The sequence below is a fragment of the Tomitella fengzijianii genome (genome assembly GCF_007559025.1).
Classification (GTDB): domain Bacteria; phylum Actinomycetota; class Actinomycetes; order Mycobacteriales; family Mycobacteriaceae; genus Tomitella; species Tomitella fengzijianii.
In genome coordinates this window covers 224,666-241,192 of the sequence record NZ_CP041765.1, presented here as the reverse complement: position 1 = coordinate 241,192, position 16,527 = coordinate 224,666, and the positions used below count along the sequence as shown (strand labels likewise).

Here is a 16,527-nt window from a genome sequence, read left to right as displayed (position 1 = left end):
GATCCGAATGGACGACAGGACTGCGGGACGGCAGGCGGATTTCGGCACGGGATGATGGCATCGGCGATCCTCACACGGCACCGGCTCCTGGCGACGACGGACGTCGATGAAGCACGTGAACGCGTCGCCGGCGAGTTCTGCCCGCATGTCCTCACCCCCACACGGCGTGACGCCACGCTGGACATGCTCTACAACAGCGTGCAGTTCGGCGGCGACCTCAAGCTGAACTACCTGCGCTACGGCGCGGAGGTCCGCATCAACCCCGGCACCTTCGACGACTTCTACCTCGTCCAGATTCCGCTCGCGGGCGCGGCGCGCGTGCGGGTGGGCGACCACGTCGTCGCCTCGGACACCGACCACGCGTCGGTGGGCTCGCCCAGCGAACCGGTGGACATGGTCTGGTCCGCCGACTGCGAACAGCTGCTGGTGTACCTGCGCAGCGACGCCGTGGCCGCGTTGAGCCCCGACGGCGCGGAGCCGGTGTTCCAGCCCATGCTCTACCTGCAGGCGCCCGCCGTGCGGTCCTGGCTGCGGATGGTCCGGCTGGCCGTCGACGAGGCCGATACCGGCGGCAACATCCTCGGTTCGCAGCACACCGCCACGCACTTCGCGCGGACGCTGATCTCCGGCCTGCTCGATGCGCAGGCGAGCAGCGCACCCGACGATGCCGACACGCCCGATCGGATCGCGGGAAGCAGGGCCGTGCGCGTCGCCCTCGGCCTCATGGCCGACGACGCGGCCCGCCCGTGGCGGCTGCAGGAACTCGCCGCCGCGGCCGGCGTGTCCGCGCGGTCGTTGCAGGATGCTTTCCGGCGCGAGCTCGGCGTCCCTCCCATGCAGGAGCTGCGCCGTATCCGCCTCGACCGCGTGCGCCGGGAGCTGCAGGCCGGAACGCCGTCGTCGACCTCCGTCACCGACACCGCGGCCCGGTGGGGCCTGTTCCACCTGGGCCGGTTCGCGCAGCACTACCGGAGCACCTACGGCGAGCTGCCGTCGCAGACCCTCGCCGGCTGACGGCGGTATTCCCCCGCCGGCCCGCGCTCGTCCCCTGGCAGCCCCGCGCCGCATTCTCGACGGTCCGCGCATTCCGGATCATCGTCGCGCGAATCGGATAGCGGCGTGCATCACATGTGCCTACCTTCTGTGATGCACGCAACTTCTGCCCGTGAGAGAAAGGATGCGGACATGCCGGATCTGACCGGACGCACCGCCATCGTCTCCGGCGGCGCCACCCTGCTCGCGCAGGGAGTCGTCGAGTCGCTGGCGGAGGCCGGCGCGAACGTCGTCATCGCCGACATCGACGAGGAGGGCGGCCGGGCCGCCTCCGCACGGCTGGGCGCGCACGTCGACTTCGTGCGCACCGACATCACCGACGACGCCGACCTGGCCCGGCTGGTCCAGGAGACCGTCGACAGGCACGGCGGCATCGACATCGTCGTCAACCTTGCGGCCACCTACCTCGACGAGGGGTTCGACAGCCGGCGCAAGGACTGGCTGACCGCGCTGGACGTCAACGTCGTGAGCATGGTCGAACTCGTCCACGCCGCGTATCCGTACCTGTCGGCGAGCGGACGCGGAGCCGTCGTCAACTTCTCGTCCATCTCCAGCACGGCGGCGCAGACCGGGCGCTGGCTGTATCCGGCGAGCAAGGCGGCCATCGTCCAGTTGACCAGGTCGATGGCGATGGACTTCGCGGTCGACGGCATCCGCGTCAATTCGGTCAGCCCCGGCTGGACCTGGTCGAAGATCATGGACGACCTCTCCGGCGGCGACAGGGCGAAGACCGACCGCGTGGCCGCGCCGTTCCACCTGACCCGCCGCGTGGGCGACGGCCGCGAGGTCGGCGAGGTCGTCGCATTCCTGGCTTCCGACGCCGCGTCCGTCGTCACCGGCGCCGACTGGGCGGCCGACGGCGGCTACTCGGCGATGGGACCGGAGCAGGCCGTCCCCGCCATTCCGAAGCTTTCCGAGTGACCGGAGGGATACGAGCATGAACATCGGCATCATCGGCGCGGGATTCGCGGGCCTGGCCTCGGCGCGGGTCCTCCGGGCGCTGGGGCACCAGGTCACGGTGTACGAGAAGGCGCCCGACGTGGGCGGCGTGTGGAGCGCCACCCGGCGCTACCCCGGGCTGCGCACCCAGAACAACAAGGGCAGCTACTCGCTGTCGGACATGGCCATGCCGCGCAGCTTCCCGCAGTGGCCCACCAGCGCGCAGGTCCAGGAGTACCTCGAGGACTACACCGCAAAGTTCGACCTGTCCGCGGTCCTCCGGCTGGCCACGGAGGTCACGTCTGCGCTGCCGACCGTCGGCGGCGGTTGGGACGTCACAGCTCGCGCCGCCGACGGCGCCGAGGACACCACGCATTACGACCATCTGGTGGTGGCAAGCGGCATCTTCTCGCGGCCGTTCATCCCCGCCTACGAGGGGATCGACGACCTGGAAAAGGCCGGCGGGCAGCTGATCCCGGCCAACGAGCTGCACAGCCTCGACCAGGTGCGCGGCAAGCACGCGGTGATCGTGGGCTACGGCAAGTCGGCGTGCGACATCGCCGTCGAGACCGCGGCCGTCGCCCGCTCGACGACGGTGGTCGCCCGCAACCTGCTGTGGAAGATGCCCCGGCACGTCAAGGGGATCATCAACTACAAGTATCTGCTGCTCACGCGGCTCGGCGAGAGCCTGTTCCCGTACCGCCGGCTCAAGGGTGTCGAGCGTTTCCTGCACGCGCGCGGATCCGCGGTCGCCAATGGCATGCTCGGTGGCGTGGAGAAGATCACCAGCGGCCAGCTGCGGCTCAAGGCGCTGGGGCTGTTGCCGCCGGGCACCTTCGCCGACATCGCACGGTCCACGGTCTCCCTCGCCACCGAGGGGTTCTTCGAGGCCGTGTCCGAGGGGCGGATCGCCGTCCAGCGCGACACCCGCATCGTCCGCTTCCTCGAGAAGGACGGGGCGCCGCACGCCGAACTCGCGAACGGCGAGGTGATCCACGCCGACATCGTCCTCGCCGCCACCGGCTGGACGCAGGAGATCCCGTTCCTGCCGCCGTCGGTGATGGAGCGGCTCGTCGACGAGAACGGCGACTTCCTGCTGTACCGGCAGATCCACCCCATCCACGTCGACGACCTCTCGTTCGCCGGGTACAACTCGTCGTTCCTCTCCCCCTTGTCCGCGGAGGTGTCGGCCATCTGGATCGGCTCCCTGCTGGGCGGCAACCACCGGGCGCCTTCGCGTGAGGAGATGCTCGACGAGACCCGGCAACGCCTCGCCTGGATGCGCGAGCGCACCCGCGGCAAGCACGCCCACGGGACCAACCTGATCCCGTTCTCGGTGCACAACATCGACGAGGTGCTCTCCGACGTGGGCATGGACGTCTCCCGCGCCACCAAGATCAAGCAGTGGCTGCTGCCGTTCAGCCCGCAGGACTACCGGCACATCACGCCCCGGCTCGCGAAGACGCTCCAGGCGGCGGCGTGACCGTCACGCCGCTCCGCACCGGGACCGACGACTACGACGCGGTCGTCATCGGCGCCGGGATCAACGGCATGGTCGCGGCCGCCGAACTGGCCGGCGCGGGCCTGCGCGTCGCCCTCGTCGACGAGCACGACGCCGTCGGCGGCTTCATCGCCTCCGGCGAACTGACCCTGCCCGGCTACACCCACGACGCCTTCTCTTCCTGGCACCCGCTGTTCGTCAGCGGCGGCGGCTATGCGGAGCTGGCCGCGGACCTGCACCGGCACGGGCTCGAGTACCGCAACACCGACGGCGCCGTCACCGCGGCGGTCTCCGAACGCGGCACCGCCATCGCCTGGCGCGACCCCGCCGCCACCGCCGACGCGCTCGAGCGGCCGGAGGACCGCGACGCCTACCGGGCGATGCTCGCGCGGATGGACGCGTGGGGCCCGACGGTGTTCGGCGCGCTCGGCACGGAGACGGGCACCCGCGAGCTCCTCGGCCTCGCGGGCGCGGCCTGGCGCCGGCTGCGCGGCGACGGGCTGCGCGAACTGGCGCGCGCCGGGGCGCAGAGCGGCCGGGCCTTCACCCGCGAACACTTCGCCGGCGGGGAGGTGGACCAGCTGTGGACGCCGTGGCTGCTGCACGCGGGGCTGGGGCCCGACCACGCGTCCGGCGGGATCATGCTGCCGGTGATGGCGGCGTCGATGCACGGCTTCGGGCTGCCCGTCGTCGCCGGCGGCGCCGCGCACTTCGTCCGGGCCTTCGAGGGGCTGCTGGCCGAGCGCGGCGTCGACCTGATCCTCGGACAGCGTGCGGAACGGATCAGCGTGTCGGGCGGACGCGCCGACGCCGTCGTCGTCGGCGGCCGGACCCTCCGCGCGCGCCGCGCGGTGCTCGCGTCGACGTCGACGCGCGCGCTGTACGAGGAGCTGCTGCCCGCCTCCGCGGTGGGGAAGCCCGGCGCCGCGGCCCTGGCCCGCTACCGCCCGGGGCGCGCCGCCATGCAGATCCACCTCGCCCTCGACTCGCCGCCCGCGTGGACGGACCGCAGACTCGCCGACGTGCCACTGGTCCACGTCGGCAACGGGTCGGACTCCACCGGCATCGCCTGCGCCCAGGCCGAGGCCGGGCTGCTCCCCGCGGCGCCGACCCTCGTCGTCGGCCAGCAATGCGTCCTCGACCCCGTGCGGGCGCCGCAGGGCGGCGCTACGCTCTGGATTCAGCTGCAGGAGGTCCCCTTCCGGCCCCGGGCGGACGCCGCCGGCGAGATCGATACCCGCGGCGAATGGACCCCGCAGGTCGTCGGCGCCTACGTGGACCGCGTGCTGCAGCGGCTGGAGGAGCACGCGCCTGGCATCCGCGGTCGGATTCTCGGCTCCGCGGTGTACTCGCCGCCGGACCTCACGGCCGCCAACCGCAACGCGGTGGACGGCGACCCGTACGGCGGGGCCGTCGAGCTCGATCAGAACCTGCTGTGGCGCCCCGGATCCGGGATCGGGCACCGCACGGAGGTGGACGGCCTGTTCCACATCGGGGCGTTCACCCACCCCGGGCCGGGCCTCGGCGGCGGTTCCGGGCACATCGTGGCGCAACGCCTGCTGCGCGGCTCCCCGGCGGACCGGATACGGGAAAGGGCATCGGCGCTGCGCAAGCGCCGATGACCCGCCGGGACGCGGCGGCAGCGGTGAAGGCGGTCACCGCCGAAAGCGGCGAAGCCTGCGCACCGACGACGAAAAGACTGTGAAATAAGCGGATGGGGTACGAGTGATGAAGGTTTACGAACGGGTCGCCGAGACGCTCCACGCCCTCGGGGTCACCCAGGTGTTCGGCGTCGCCGGCAGCGGCAACTACCACGTGACGCGCGCGCTCATCGACCGCGGCGCCGCGTACGTCTCCGCCCGCCACGAGGGCGGCGCCGTGTCGATGGCCGACGCGTACTCGCGCATGGCCGACACGCTGCCCGTGGTGTCCGTGCACCAGGGCGGCGGGCTGACCAACCTGATCACCGGCCTGACGGAGGCGGCCAAGAGCGGCACGCCCCTGATCGTGCTCGCCGGGGAGGCGCCGACGGGCGACCGGCTGTCCAACTTCCGCGTGGACCAGGAGGGACTCGCCCGCGCCGTCGGTGCCGCCTCGGTGCGCGTGGCCCGCGACACCGCCACCGCGGACGTCCGGATGGCGGTGCGCACCGCCCTCGCCGACCGCACACCGGTGGTGCTCAACTTCCCGGTGGACGTGCAGACGATGGAGTCCCCCGAGGACGGCCCGGTGCCGCCGCTGCAGGCCGCACGCCCGCTGCTCCCGGATCCGGCGGACGTCGAGGCCGCCGCACAGCTGCTGCTGGATGCCCGGGCGCCCCTGATCATCGGCGGGCGCGGGGCGCGGCACGCACGCGACGAGCTGCTGAACCTGGCCCGGCTCGCCGGCGGGCTGACGGCGACCTCGGCCGTCGCCCGGGGCCTTTTCCACGGCGACCCGTACAACCTGGACGTGATGGGCGACCTGGCCAGCCCGCTCACCGCCGAGCTGGTCCTCGATTCCGATGTGATCGTCGCATTCGGCTGCGGCCTGGGCCGGTGGACCACCAGCAACGGCGACCTGCTGCCGCAGAAGGCCACGCTGGTCCAGGTGGACGACGCCCCCGCGCGGCTCGGCCTGCAGCGCCCCGTGCAGCTGGAGATCGCCGGCGACGCGGCCGCCACCGCCGACGCCATCGCCGCGCACATCCCGGAGATGGAGGAGCTCTCCGGCAAGCGGCGCACCGGCACCAACCGCAAGCGCATCGCCGACGGCGCCCGGTGGCCGGACGTCCCGTTCCGGCCGTCGGCGAACCCCGGACGCATCGACCCGCGCACGGCGACCATCGCCCTCGACGGGATGCTCGGCGACGACAAGAACGTCGCCGTCGACTCGGGCAACTTCCTCGGCTACCCGAGCATGTTCCTCACCATCTCCGACGCCCGCTCGCTGTGCTTCAGCCAGGCCTTCCAATGCGTCGGCCTCGGCCTGGCCTCCGCGATCGGGCATGCCGTCGCCCGCCCCGACAGGCTGACGGTGGCCGCCTGCGGCGACGGCGGCCTGCTGATGGGCGCCACCGAGCTGGAGACCGTGGTGCGGCTGGGCCTGCCCATGGTGGTGCTCGTCTACAACGACTCCGCCTACGGCGCGGAGGTGCACCACTTCGGCCGCACCGACGGCGACGACGGCTTCGTCACCTTCCCCGACGTCGACTTCGCGGCGGTCGGGCGCGGGTACGGGTTCACCGGTGCCACCGTGCGCGAGGAAGGCGACCTGGACGCGGTCGCCGCATGGCTGTCCGGCCCGCGGGACACGCCGCTGCTGGTGGACATCAAAGTGGCGGACTCGGCGCCGTCCTGGTGGCTCGCCGACGCGTTCAAGGCCGAGGGGTAGCGGGGTCTCCGGCAGCGGCGCCGTCGGCACGGACCATCATCGCAACGAAGGGACAGACCATGCTCACCGAACTGCTTTCCGCCCTCGACCGCGGGGCGATCAGGATGATCGACCTGACCAACACGCTGTCGGCCGGCACGCCGACGCTGCGGCTGCCCGAGCCGTTCTCCAACCTCATCGACTTCAGCCTCGAAGAGGTCAGCGCCTACAACGAGCCCGGCCCCTTCTGGAAGCACCACAACATCCGCACCGGCGAGCACATCGGCACGCATATCGACGCACCCGTGCACTGGATCACCGGGCGCGAGGGCAAGGACGTCGCCGGCATCGGACTGCCCAGGCTCGTCGGCCCGGCGGTGGTGCTCGACGTGCGCGCGGAGGTGGAGAACGACCCGGACTTCCTCATCGACGTGCCGCGCATCGAAGCCTGGGAGGCCGAGCACGGGCGGCTGCCGGAGAACGGGTGGCTGCTGCTCCGCACCGGCTGGGAGAAGTACTCGGATGATCAGGAGGCGTTCCTCAACGCCGACGAGAACGGCTCGCACACACCCGGACTCACCGCCGAGGCGGCCGAGTGGCTGGCTACCGAGCGGCCGATCTCCGGCATCGGCGTGGACACCGTGGGCATCGACGCGGGCAAGGCCGCCGAGTTCCAGCCGCCGTTCCCCGCCCACCACCACCTGCTGGGGCACGACAAGTACGGGGTCACCTCGCTGCAGAACCTGGCGCAGCTGCCCGCCACCGGCGCGGTGCTCGTGGTGGCGCCCCTGCCCATCGTCGGCGGCACCGGCAGCCCGGCGCGGGTGTTCGCGCTGGTCGAGGAGTGAGGCGGCCGACGCAGATCGGATGCCCTGCACGGCAAGCCTCGACGAGGCCGCCGCGTTGACACGACTCAGCGGCATATCGTCCGTGTATTGAAAATCGCATACGGTCTGGCAACACATCGTCGCCTTGACTTGGGCCATGCCCAATACCGAACCGGATCTGGTCCACAGCAGCGCGATGACGGGCCGTCGAGTCCGAGGCATGGCCGAGCGACGCCCGTCGGCATTTGCGACGACCGAGGTCACAGTCTTCGGGTGCGGCGACGAGGAAGCCGTCTTGTTCCGAGACGCGGGGGACCGTCTCGGAGTGTCGCTGACCGTGACCGAGGCACCAGCCTGTGAGGCCAACGCTGCGCTGGCGCGTGGCAGCCGATGCATCAGCGTGAACCACAAGAACCGGATCACCGATGCCACGCTCCTGGCGCTGAGCGGAGCCGGTGTGGAATACATATCCACCAGGAGCATCGGCTACAACCACCTCGACGTGGCACACGCCCGGCGCCTCGGCATCTCGGTCGGCAACGTCGCCTACTCGCCGGACAGCGTGGCCGACTTCACGTTGATGGTGACGCTGATGACCGTGCGCCACGCGAAATCCAGCATCCGTCGCGCGGATGTTCATGACTACCGGCTGGGCGCGACCCGCGGTAAGGAGCTACGCGATCTGACCGTCGGGGTGATCGGAACAGGCCGTATCGGCACAGCGGTCATCGACCGACTGCAAGGCTTCGGCAGCAGCCTACTGGCCCACGACTGCCAGCGTCACCCCGACGTCGACTACGTACCACTGGACGAGTTGATCGCGCAAAGCGACATCGTCACCCTCCACACCCCGCTCACCGCGGAAACACACCATCTACTCGATCGTCGACGCATCGAGCTGATGAAGCCCGGCGCATACATCATCAACACCGGCCGCGGGTGCCTGCTCGACACCGAAGCCCTCCTCCACGCGCTGGAGAGCGGCAAGTTGGGCGGCGCAGCTCTGGACGTCCTCGAAGGCGAAGAAGGGATCTTCTACGCCGATCGCCGAAACAAGCCGATCGAGAACGACGCGTTGCTGCGGCTTCAACTTCTGCCGAATGTGCTGATCAGCCCGCACTGCGCCTATTACACCGATCACGCGCTGAAAGACACGATCGAGAACAGCCTCACCAACTGCGTGGAATTCGAAAGCGAGAAGACACCATGAGGAGACTGAGGGTAGGAATTCTCTTCGGCGGCGTATCCGAAGAGCATGCGGTCTCCGTCAAGTCAGCGCGCGAGATCGCCCGCAACCTCGACCTTGCACGCTATGAACCGTTCTGGATCGGCATCACGACAGGCGGCGAGTGGAGACTTTGCGACGGCCCTGTGGCGGGCTGGGAGGAGGGCAGCACCCGCCGCGCGATGTTGTCGCCCGACCGAAGCGTGCACGGCCTGCTCGTGATGGGGCGGAACGGCTACGAGGCGCTGCATCTCGACCTCGTCTTCCCTCTGCTCCACGGCAAACTCGGTGAGGACGGCGCGATCCAAGGCCTGTTGGAACTCTCCGGCATCCCCTATGTCGGCTGCGACATCCAGAGCTCGGCCGTGTGCATGGACAAGTCGCTGGCCTACACCGTCGCCACAAGCGCGGGGATCGCCACCCCTCGCTTCCGGGTCGTCACGGCGGACGACAAGGTCGAATCCGGCTGTATCCGCTATCCCGTCTTCGTGAAGCCCGCCCGCTCCGGTTCCTCTTTCGGGGTCAGCAAAGTCACTCGGGCGGAAGACCTTCCGATCGCGCTGCGCGCAGCGCGCCAGTATGACTCGAGAGTCCTGGTCGAGGAGGCCGTGGCCGGCGACGAGATCGGCTGCGCAGTCCTCGGAGACCGGTTCAGCGTGATCACGGGCGAGGTGGACCGCGTCGACCTCACGCACGGATTCTTCAGAATCCACCAAGAGAGCTCCCCGGAGACGGGATCGGAGAACTCGACCTTCATCGTTCCCGCCGACATCTCCGACGAGTCGCGCCAACGCGTGCAAGATGCCGCCAAGGCCATCTATCGGGCTCTCGGTTGCCGGGGGCTCGCCCGTGTCGACATGTTCCTCACCGATGACGGGCAAGTGGTGCTCAACGAGGTCAACACGATGCCCGGCATGACTTCTTACAGCCGGTACCCGCGGATGATGGCCGCCGCAGGAGTCCCGCCGTCCGCTCTCATAGACAGTCTCATCTCCGCGGCTTTGGACGGCGGTCGACGATGAACGACGACTTCCTCTACATCGACGCGCTGGTGCCCGGAATACGCTGGGATGCCAAGTACGCGACGTGGGACAACTTCACCGGCAAGCCAGTAGACGGTTATCTTGCGAATCGCATTGTCGGCACCCGGGCCCTGTGCACGGCTCTGGAGCAGGCAAACGAGAACGCGGCCGCGCGTGGCTTCGGGCTGCTTCTGTGGGACGGATATCGCCCCCAGCGCGCGGTCGACTGCTTCATCCGCTGGTCCGAGCAGCCGGAAGACGGCCGGACCAAACTGCGCCACTACCCGCACATCGACCGGGCGGAGATGATCGAGCACGGATATGTGGCCACCAGGTCGGGCCACAGCAGGGGCAGCACCGTGGACCTGACGCTCTATCACCTCGACACCGGCGAGCTGGTTTCCATGGGCGGCGGCCACGACCTCATGGACCCGATTTCACGGCATCGAGCCCGGGAGATCACGCGAGCCGAGACCGCTCATCGCGAGCATCTCCGTTCCATCATGGAAGGCTGCGGATTCGACCGCTACGACTGCGAATGGTGGCACTACACCCTGAGAAACGAGCCGCATCCGGATGCCTACTTCGACTTCCCCATCACATGACCGGAGTCTCCTGGACCTCGGCGGTGGTCGACGCGGGCCGAGCCGGAGGCTCCTCGGATCGTCAGCTTCCGGTGTATCGCGGGTCGGGTAGTCGCACTGTGGCGCAGAGCCCGCCCGCGGTTCGAGGCGCCAGGGTGAGAGTTCCGTCGTGCGCTTGCACGATGCTCTTCACGATGGCCAGGCCAAGGCCGATACCTGCGTGGTCGTCGCGGATGCGGCTGCTGCCGCGCTGGAACGGCTCGGCGAGCGTGGCCACGATCTGCGGGGTGAGTTTGTCGCCGGTGTTCTCGACGGCAAGCACGACGCTGCCGGGGTGAACGCTGGTTGTGACGCGGACAGTTCCACTCTGAGGGAGATTGTGGACGATCGCGTTGTGCACCAGGTTGGTGACCATCTGCAGCAAGAGCGCCGGCGAGCCGGACGCGAGAGCCACGTCGCCGGAGGTTTCGACGGTGACGTCACGCTTCTCTGCGAGCGGGAGAAGCGTCTCGGCGGCTTCCTCCGCGACAAGGGACAGATCGACGGTTTCCCGGACGAAGGACCGCTGGTCCGTGCGGCTCAGGAGCAGCAATGCCTCGGTGAGGTCGATCGCCCTGGCATTGACGGCGCGGAGGCGCTCGATCAGCCGGCCGCTGTCGCGATCCGGATCGTTGCGCGCCACATCGAGAAGCGTCTGCGTGACCGCGAGCGGGGTGCGCAATTCATGCGAGGCATTGGCCGCGAAGCGCTGCTGCTCGGCCACCTGCGCTTCGAGCCGGGCAAGCATGGCGTCGAAGGCGTCGGCGAGTTCACGGAACTCATCACGGCGCCCCGGGAGCCGGATCCGGTGGGCGAGCGACCCGGTCGCGGCCGTACGTGTGGCGGCGGTGATGCGGTTCAGCGGCGAGAGCATCCGTCCGGCCAGCAGCCAGCCTCCCACCAGGCCGAACACCAGCAAACACGCCAGCACGATTCCCGCGGTCGGCGCGAAGGCGCGGATCAGGACGGTGCCAGGCGGTGAAATCACCACGCCGGATCTCGAAATGCCGATCTCCTGGTACTTCAGGAGGAACACGAACACCGCTCCGAGCAGCAGGACGCCGGCGAGCATGAGGAACCCGGCGTAGCTGAGGGTGAGTTTGAGGCGCACACTCAAACCGCGTGCTCTGACCACCGCCGCGCCCTACCGATCGCTGGTGGTGGCCGTGTCGATGCGATACCCCACGCCGGCGACGGTGGCGATCAGCCAGGGCTCGCCAAGCCGTTTACGGAGCGCTGAGACTGTGATTCGCACCGCGTTCGTGAAGGGGTCGGCGTTCTCATCCCATCCCTTCTCGAGTAGCTCTTCGGCGCTGATCACCCCGCCTTCGGCGGCGACGAGGACTTCGAGCACGGCGAACTGTTTGCGGGTGAGCGCGACGTACCGGCCGTCACGGTAGACCTCGCGGCGGAACGGATCCAGGCGCAGGCCCGCGATCTCACGCACGGGCGGCCTGTTGTGGGCACGTCTGCGGTCGAGCGCCCTGAGCCTGAGCACGAGCTCTCTGAGTTCGAAGGGTTTCGTCAGGTAGTCGTCGGCGCCGAGCTCGAACCCCGAAGCCTTGTCGTCCAGCCGGTCGGCGGCGGTGAGCATGATGATCGGCATACTGCTGCCGGAGGCCACGATGTGCTGGGCGATCGCGTCACCGGATGGACCCGGGATGTCCCGGTCGAGCACGGCGATGTCGTAGTCGTTGACGCCCAGCAACTCCAGGGCAGTGTCGCCGTCACCGGCGATGTCTGCGGCGATCGCTTCCAGTCGCAGCCCATCACGGACGGCCTCCGCCATGAAGGGCTCATCCTCGACGAGCAGAACGCGCATGGCCCCCAGGGTACGGAACCGTGGATATCGCCGACATATCGAAAAGCGAATACGGGCTGGCAACGCCACTTCGCCTTGAGTGGCGGCATGGCATATCTTGCGCCGGCACGACCGGCACCCGCCCGTACCCGTTCGACCGTACGTGCCGCTCTCGGCAGAGGCAGGCGCGTCGTCTACCTGTGGCGCCGCCTCAAACATGCGTTCTCCGGCCGGGAGACACCACGGGCAGGCATCCGGGCGGACGGCGCCGTCCCCGCGAACGTGACGGTCTTCGACGACGGGTTTCCGGCCGTGACCAACCTGGATGCTGCTCTTCTCGGCGCCCTCCGCGATGCCGCCTCCGATGCCGCGGTCGATGGGGTCGGGTTCGTCGTCAACAGCGGCTGGCGTTCCCCGCAATACCAGGAGCGGCTGCTTCTCGAGGCGGTCTGGACGCACGGCTCGGAACGGAAGGCCGCCCGGCTGGTGGCCACCCCCGGAACGTCTGCACACGTATCGGGGGACGCCGTCGACCTCGGGCCCGCCGAAGCCACGGCGTGGTTGTCCGAACACGGCGCCAGGTACGGGCTGTGCCAGGTCTACGCCAATGAGCCCTGGCACTACGAACTGCGCCCGGAGGCCATCGTCCACGGTCGTCCTCCGATGTACGCCGACCCCACGCACGACCCGAGAATGCAGCATTGACCGGCGCTCACGGCACGCGCCCGGCCGAGGATCCGCCCGGATCACACGCGCCGCCGGACCAGCGCAGGCACAATCCCGGGCATAAGTTACACGCACACCCCCGCCCCGTTCACCGACATCCGCCGGATCCCCGTCGGCGAGCACGCCTTCGACGTCGCCGTGGCCGGCCCCGAGGACGGCGAGACGGTGCTGCTGCTGCACGGGTTCCCGGAGTCGTACGACGAGTGGCGGGCGGTGGCACCTCTGCTCGCGGCCGCGGGGCTGCGCGTCATCGCGCCCGACCAGCGCGGGTACTCCCCCGGCGCGCGCCCTCCAGCGGTGGAGGACTACCGCATCGACCGACTCGTGGCCGACGCCGCGGGGATCCTCGACCACTTCGGGGCCGGGCGCGCGCACGTTGTCGGGCACGACTGGGGCGCGTCCGTGGCCTGGACCCTCGCCGCGCGACACCCCTCCGCACCGGGTGGGGGAAGTACTCGGACGATCAGGAGGCGTTCCTCAACGCCGACGAGAACGGCTCGCACACACCCGGACTCACCGCCGAAGCGGCCGAGTGGCTGGCGACGGAGCGGCCGAATTCCAGCCGCCGTTCCCCGCCCACCACCACCTGCTGGGGCACGACAAGTACGGGGTCACCTCGCTGCAGAACCTGGCGCAGCTGCCCGCCTCCGGCGCGGTGCTCGTGGTGGCGCCCCTGCCCATCGTCGGCGGCACCGGCAGCCCGGCGCGGGTGTTCGCGCTGGTCGAGGAGTGAGGCTGGGGCGGGCGCACACGCCGGTCGCGCCCGCCGGACTCACCTGCGGCTGATCAGCTTCCGGCACCAGAGCGGGATCTGGTGAGGCTGCCGAAGAGGCTGCACAGCGAACCCGTGCACCCGGGCTCGGGTGCAGTGGAATAGGCGATCGTCACCGACGGGGCCGCATCGCTCACGGTGGGGCCGGTGCCGCCGGAGGGCACGAGCGACGAACCGCCGCCGCCACCGGGGGCGATCGCGGAGATCGTCCAGCCACGATTGCGTAGTGCGTGTGCATCCCCGTCTTCCTCCCATTCCAGCATGAGAAAGCGGGTCTCCTTCGGAGTACTGGTGCGTGGTCAGAGACCACCAGCATCCGGGGAGACCCGCCCTCGTTGGCGGAGCCACACCGGTGGGGAATTTCAGTGAGCGTTACTGGGGAGAATCAACGAGCGCCATCACCCCGGGCAGTGTGTCCCGCGCCTGGCACAGTGGTACTCACCGCAGCTCGGGGGGCGCCCACGCCGGCCACACCCCGCTCCCATCAAGCTCGCCGCAGCGGTAGGTGGCGAACACGCGAAACGGGTCGTGCGCCGTGCTGTTGTCGTACAGCGTGGTGCGCTCAGCCGTCGTCCGGGCGGCAGCGACCAACGGCCACAACCGCTGGTAGCGTTCCCGAATCTTCCGGTCGGGCACGGAATGCCCGCCGCGGCGAACCCGCTCGGCGACACGCGCAACCGTGAGCTCGACGGGGACGACGATCACGTGCAGGTCCACCACATAGCCGTGGGCCGTGGCGTTCTCGACGAGGGCAACCTTGCTGTCGTGGCTGAACACCGTCTCGCTGATGAACGACTGCCGTGCGGCGAGCAGTGCGGCGCGTTCTGTGGCAGCCGCCTGCGATGCGTCGTATGCGTGCGCTTCCTCGTCGCCGGGCCAGCGGGCTGCAGCAATGTGATCGGCGTTGATGAACGGCAGGTGCGTCGCAAGCTGCAGCACACGCTCGACGAACGTCGACTTTCCCGCCCCGTTCGGTCCTGCCAGCAGATGCAGGACGGGGGTGCTCACGTGCTGCTGGTGGTGCGCTCGACGACAGTGCCGTCAGCGTCGGCCTCGGACCAGGTTTCGCCGTGTGCGGTGAACTCGTCCGCCAGGTTGAGGCGAGCGATGCGATCGGTGATCCGCTCATCCCACACGGCGCGCACCGCCGCCTGGCTCGGGGGGTCGAGGTCGTCGTAGGACTTCTCGCCAGTGAGGACTTGCTCGATCGTGCGGGTACTCGTCGATCCCTCTACTTCCAGCGCGCGGCCGAGGTACGCCCAGTGGGTGATCTGCTGGGCGGCGCTGCGGCTGTGCAGCTGGCCGGCCTGTTTCGCCGCAGTGAACAGCGCATCGTCAATGCGAGTCGGCATCGTCTTCATACCCCTACTGTAGCGGATTACTACAGCGCGTGGCAGTGGCTCTGGAACCACTTCGCCTTGAGTGGCGGCATGGCATATCTTGCGCCGGCACGACCGGCACCCGCCCGTACCCGTTCGACCGTACGTGCCGCTCTCGGCAGAGGCAGGCGAGTCGTCTACCTGTGGCGCCGCCTCAAGCATGCGTTCTCCGGCCGGGAGACACCACGGGCAGGCATCCGGGCGGACGGCGCCGCCGCCGACGACGCCGCCAAGAAAGACGTGCTCACCCGGATCCAGCAGCGGATGAACGAGACACTGCCGTGGCAGCCTTGGGGGGCGTCCCCGAACCTCGACGTGTGGCGCAGCGACGTCCACGGCGTCAAGGTCACCTTCGACGAGATCATGCTCTTCGACGACGCGTGGATCGGCTGACGCACGAAACATGGGGCGGGGCCGCCGGGCTGCAGGCACAATCCCGGGCATGACTGACACGCACACCCCCGCCCCGTTCACCGACATCCGGCGGATCCCCGTCGGCGAGCACACCTTCGACGTCGCCGTGGCCGGGCCCGAGGACGGCGAGCCGGTGCTGCTGCTGCACGGGTTCCCGGAGTCGTACGACGAGTGGCGGGCGGTCGCACCCCTTCTCACCGCCGCGGGACTGCGCGTCATCGCACCGGACCAGCGCGGGTACTCCCCCGGCGCGCGCCCCTCTTCGGTGGAGGACTACCGCATCGACCGCCTCGTCGCCGACGCGCTGGGGATCCTCGACCGCCTCGGGGCCGGCCGCGCGCACGTCGTCGGGCACGACTGGGGCGCCTCGGTGGCGTGGACCCTCGCTGCGCGGCACCCCGGGCGGGTCGCCACGCTCATCGCCGTCTCGGTCCCGCACCTTGCGGCGTTCCGCAGCGCGCTGAAGAACGACCCGGACCAGCGCCGCAAGTCGCAATACATGCAGGTGTTCCGGGAAGAAGGCCGGGCGGAGGAGGCGCTGCTGGCCGACGACGCCCGGCGCTTCCGCGACGTGTTCGGCGACGCGGTACCCCGCGACCTGATCGACGCGCACCTGCGCCGGCTCGGCACGCCCGAGGGCATCGTCGCCGCCCTGAACTGGTACCGCGCCATGACCCCGGAGATGTCGCAGCTGCCGCCGGTCGACGTGCCCACCACGTACGTGTGGGGCACCGACGATGTGGCGCTGGGGCGCACGGGCGCGGAGGCGTGCGGCGAGTACGTGACCGCCGACTACCTGTTCGTGCCGCTGGAGGGCATCGGCCACTGGATTCCCGAGGAGGCGCCGGCGCGGCTGGCGACGGAAATCCTCGCGCGGGCCCGGCAATGAACCGC

Annotated in this window: 18 protein-coding genes; 13 read left to right on the top strand and 5 right to left on the bottom strand. The window is 69.8% G+C overall.

Going from position 1 to position 16,527, the window contains the following annotated elements:
* Positions 1–51: 51 nt before the first annotated feature.
* From FO059_RS01110 to vanX, 9 genes are all read left to right on the top strand, one after another.
* Positions 52–1,014, top strand: coding sequence for an AraC family transcriptional regulator (locus tag FO059_RS01110; RefSeq protein ID WP_199257049.1), 963 nt, complete (start codon positions 52–54; stop codon positions 1,012–1,014).
* 171 nt (positions 1,015–1,185) lie between these two features.
* Positions 1,186–1,974, top strand: coding sequence for an SDR family oxidoreductase (locus FO059_RS01105; RefSeq protein ID WP_143905639.1), 789 nt, complete (start codon positions 1,186–1,188; stop codon positions 1,972–1,974).
* Positions 1,975–1,990: 16 nt separating this feature from the next.
* Entirely contained in the window at positions 1,991–3,475 is a 1,485-nt protein-coding gene (locus FO059_RS01100) for a flavin-containing monooxygenase (RefSeq protein WP_143905637.1), read from the top strand.
* Positions 3,472–5,115, top strand: a complete 1,644-nt coding sequence (locus tag FO059_RS01095; protein ID WP_233266861.1) for a phytoene desaturase family protein — start codon at positions 3,472–3,474, stop codon at positions 5,113–5,115. The genes FO059_RS01100 and FO059_RS01095 overlap by 4 nt, the downstream gene beginning before the upstream one ends.
* A gap of 106 nt (positions 5,116–5,221) precedes the next feature.
* Positions 5,222–6,865: a thiamine pyrophosphate-binding protein gene (locus FO059_RS01090; RefSeq protein WP_143905635.1), complete on the top strand. Its 1,644-nt coding sequence runs from the start codon at positions 5,222–5,224 to the stop codon at positions 6,863–6,865.
* Between the two features lie 59 nt (positions 6,866–6,924).
* Entirely contained in the window at positions 6,925–7,692 is a 768-nt protein-coding gene (locus FO059_RS01085; protein WP_143905633.1) for a cyclase family protein, read from the top strand.
* Positions 7,693–7,891: 199 nt separating this feature from the next.
* Positions 7,892–8,881, top strand: a complete 990-nt coding sequence (locus tag FO059_RS01080) for a D-isomer specific 2-hydroxyacid dehydrogenase family protein (protein ID WP_143910316.1) — start codon at positions 7,892–7,894, stop codon at positions 8,879–8,881.
* Positions 8,878–9,918, top strand: a complete 1,041-nt coding sequence (vanA, locus tag FO059_RS01075) for a D-alanine--(R)-lactate ligase (RefSeq protein ID WP_143905632.1) — start codon at positions 8,878–8,880, stop codon at positions 9,916–9,918. Before FO059_RS01080 ends, vanA begins: the two co-directional genes overlap by 4 nt.
* Positions 9,915–10,523: a D-Ala-D-Ala dipeptidase VanX gene (vanX, locus tag FO059_RS01070; protein WP_143905630.1), complete on the top strand. Its 609-nt coding sequence runs from the start codon at positions 9,915–9,917 to the stop codon at positions 10,521–10,523. The genes vanA and vanX overlap by 4 nt, the downstream gene beginning before the upstream one ends.
* A 61-nt stretch (positions 10,524–10,584) precedes the next feature.
* Here the strand turns inward: vanX and FO059_RS01065 are convergent, their stop codons facing one another.
* Positions 10,585–11,658, bottom strand: a complete 1,074-nt coding sequence (locus tag FO059_RS01065) for a sensor histidine kinase (protein WP_372497886.1) — start codon at positions 11,656–11,658, stop codon at positions 10,585–10,587.
* 27 nt (positions 11,659–11,685) lie between these two features.
* The gene (locus FO059_RS01060) at positions 11,686–12,363 is read right to left on the bottom strand and encodes a response regulator transcription factor (RefSeq protein WP_143905626.1); all 678 of its coding nucleotides are present in this window, start codon (positions 12,361–12,363) and stop codon (positions 11,686–11,688) included.
* Positions 12,364–12,624: 261 nt separating this feature from the next.
* Between FO059_RS01060 and FO059_RS01055 the strand changes: the two genes are divergently transcribed.
* Positions 12,625–13,047, top strand: coding sequence for a M15 family metallopeptidase (locus tag FO059_RS01055; protein ID WP_235671102.1), 423 nt, complete (start codon positions 12,625–12,627; stop codon positions 13,045–13,047).
* A gap of 159 nt (positions 13,048–13,206) precedes the next feature.
* Complete coding sequence (locus FO059_RS01050; protein WP_408033853.1) at positions 13,207–13,854, top strand: alpha/beta fold hydrolase; 648 nt, start codon at positions 13,207–13,209, stop codon at positions 13,852–13,854.
* Here FO059_RS01050 and FO059_RS01045 read toward each other — a convergent pair whose 3' ends face one another.
* From FO059_RS01045 to FO059_RS01035, 3 genes are all read right to left on the bottom strand, one after another.
* A complete protein-coding gene (locus FO059_RS01045; RefSeq protein ID WP_143905622.1) occupies positions 13,855–14,103 on the bottom strand; it encodes a hypothetical protein in 249 nt (82 codons plus the stop codon).
* A gap of 175 nt (positions 14,104–14,278) precedes the next feature.
* Complete coding sequence (locus FO059_RS01040; RefSeq protein WP_143905620.1) at positions 14,279–14,848, bottom strand: AAA family ATPase; 570 nt, start codon at positions 14,846–14,848, stop codon at positions 14,279–14,281.
* Positions 14,845–15,201, bottom strand: a complete 357-nt coding sequence (locus FO059_RS01035) for a TA system antitoxin ParD family protein (RefSeq protein ID WP_143905618.1) — start codon at positions 15,199–15,201, stop codon at positions 14,845–14,847. The genes FO059_RS01040 and FO059_RS01035 overlap by 4 nt, the downstream gene beginning before the upstream one ends.
* Before the next feature lie 69 nt (positions 15,202–15,270).
* Here FO059_RS01035 and FO059_RS01030 point away from each other — a divergent pair, with 69 nt between their 5' ends.
* Positions 15,271–15,612 carry a hypothetical protein gene (locus FO059_RS01030; protein WP_143905616.1) on the top strand — a complete coding sequence of 114 codons (342 nt, stop codon included), beginning with the start codon at positions 15,271–15,273 and terminating at the stop codon, positions 15,610–15,612.
* Positions 15,613–15,661: 49 nt separating this feature from the next.
* Positions 15,662–16,522, top strand: a complete 861-nt coding sequence (locus FO059_RS01025; protein WP_143905614.1) for an alpha/beta fold hydrolase — start codon at positions 15,662–15,664, stop codon at positions 16,520–16,522.
* The last annotated feature ends 5 nt before the right edge of the window (positions 16,523–16,527 follow it).

Coding starts and splice junctions, on each gene's coding strand:
- FO059_RS01060 (WP_143905626.1), bottom strand. CDS start 12,363: ATGCGCGTTCTGCTCGTCGAGGATGAGCCCTTCATGGCGGAGGCCGTC.
- FO059_RS01025 (WP_143905614.1), top strand. CDS start 15,662: ATGACTGACACGCACACCCCCGCCCCGTTCACCGACATCCGGCGGATC.
- FO059_RS01080 (WP_143910316.1), top strand. CDS start 7,892: ATGGCCGAGCGACGCCCGTCGGCATTTGCGACGACCGAGGTCACAGTC.
- FO059_RS01105 (WP_143905639.1), top strand. CDS start 1,186: ATGCCGGATCTGACCGGACGCACCGCCATCGTCTCCGGCGGCGCCACC.
- FO059_RS01110 (WP_199257049.1), top strand. CDS start 52: ATGATGGCATCGGCGATCCTCACACGGCACCGGCTCCTGGCGACGACG.
- FO059_RS01085 (WP_143905633.1), top strand. CDS start 6,925: ATGCTCACCGAACTGCTTTCCGCCCTCGACCGCGGGGCGATCAGGATG.
- vanA (WP_143905632.1), top strand. CDS start 8,878: ATGAGGAGACTGAGGGTAGGAATTCTCTTCGGCGGCGTATCCGAAGAG.
- FO059_RS01030 (WP_143905616.1), top strand. CDS start 15,271: ATGGCATATCTTGCGCCGGCACGACCGGCACCCGCCCGTACCCGTTCG.
- FO059_RS01045 (WP_143905622.1), bottom strand. CDS start 14,103: ATGCTGGAATGGGAGGAAGACGGGGATGCACACGCACTACGCAATCGT.
- vanX (WP_143905630.1), top strand. CDS start 9,915: ATGAACGACGACTTCCTCTACATCGACGCGCTGGTGCCCGGAATACGC.
- FO059_RS01090 (WP_143905635.1), top strand. CDS start 5,222: ATGAAGGTTTACGAACGGGTCGCCGAGACGCTCCACGCCCTCGGGGTC.
- FO059_RS01100 (WP_143905637.1), top strand. CDS start 1,991: ATGAACATCGGCATCATCGGCGCGGGATTCGCGGGCCTGGCCTCGGCG.
- FO059_RS01035 (WP_143905618.1), bottom strand. CDS start 15,201: ATGAAGACGATGCCGACTCGCATTGACGATGCGCTGTTCACTGCGGCG.